This window comes from Pseudomonas sp. 05N434, assembly GCF_056396965.1.
The window spans coordinates 1-1,079 of the sequence record NZ_JBFTMK010000921.1; the positions used below are offsets into that span (position 1 = coordinate 1).

Below are 1,079 nucleotides of genomic sequence, written 5' to 3' on the forward strand. Positions count from 1 at the left end.
AACCAAAACCGCAGGCTTGCCTGCCGGGCGGGTGAAGCTCAGACTTCGCGGCTCAATCCGTGAGTGTTCATTACAATGATCCGACCCTGTCAATTGATGTTCGTCCTTATGTGTCTGCTTTCAGGTGTTACCCGTGCTGATGCAGAAGCTCCGGTCGTGACCTGGCCCAATGGATGGACAGTCGAGACCGTGCCGCAAGACGAGGCCAAACCTCAGGTTTCCCGCCAGCGCGCGGTAAAAAACGACCAGGACGGGACACCGGTAATGGTGATGGAGTTGACCATGACTCAAGTGGAAAGCGGTCATCAGGTGAATCTGGAAGGTGTGTTACTGGAAATGCGCAAGTCCGTGCAGAAGGACTTTTTTCAGGGCGGCTATCAGAGCGTCTGCAACAAAATTCATCCGACTGCCTTGAGCCGGTTATCGGCGCTGGAAACTACCTGCACCATTACCCAGAACGGTCGACATGTGTTGTCTCAAACATTGGTCGCCGCAGTGGACGGCGATAAAGCCTATGTTCTTTCCTACGCGGGGCAGGCTGAGGTTTATAAGGCAAGTCAGGGCGACATAGAGGCAGCTCGAATCAGCTTGAAACTTTAGTTTAAGGTTTCTGTACCCACGCTTTTGAGCATGGCCCGGATTTTTAGATAGCCAAACGGATTAAGCACAAAGTTAGTCAGGCTATAGCGAATTGATCGGCGACTATCGTCGCATTTTAGACGGCATCCATGAAAAAGCCCTGCATTGGCAGGGCTTTTTTATTACCGTGAGCGCTTAGGCGCGCAGCCAGGAGTCAACGGTGGCTGCACCGTATTGTTCCTTCCAGGCTTTCAGGCCGCGGTGGTTGCCGCCCTTGGTTTCAATCAGTTCACCCGTGTGCGGGTTCTGATAAACCTTGACCACGCGAGCGCGGCGGGTTTTAGGGGCGGTTGCCTGCTGCAGGCCGGATTTCGCCGGGTGCGGGTCGAGGATGGCGATGATGTCGCGCAAGCTCTTGCCGTAGGTTTTCATCAGCCCCTGGAGCTTTTCTTCGAATTCGATTTCTTTTTTGAGACCGGCATCGTTCTTCAAAGATTCCA

General features: G+C 53.6%; 2 protein-coding genes. One reads left to right on the forward strand and one right to left on the reverse strand.

Features of this window, described 5'->3' with window-relative positions; genetic code table 11:
* Positions 1 to 75: 75 nt before the first annotated feature.
* Positions 76 to 600, forward strand: a complete 525-nt coding sequence (locus AC1DLB_RS30720) for a DUF4946 domain-containing protein (RefSeq protein WP_477743148.1) — start codon at positions 76 to 78, stop codon at positions 598 to 600.
* A 174-nt stretch (positions 601 to 774) separates the two neighbouring features.
* On the opposite strand, the gene AC1DLB_RS30725 is transcribed toward AC1DLB_RS30720, so the two are convergent.
* Positions 775 to 1,079: histone-like nucleoid-structuring protein, MvaT/MvaU family (locus AC1DLB_RS30725; protein WP_477786371.1), on the reverse strand; the 305-nt coding region annotated here is incomplete at its 5' end.

Coding starts and splice junctions, on each gene's coding strand:
- AC1DLB_RS30720 (WP_477743148.1), top strand. CDS start 76: ATGATCCGACCCTGTCAATTGATGTTCGTCCTTATGTGTCTGCTTTCA.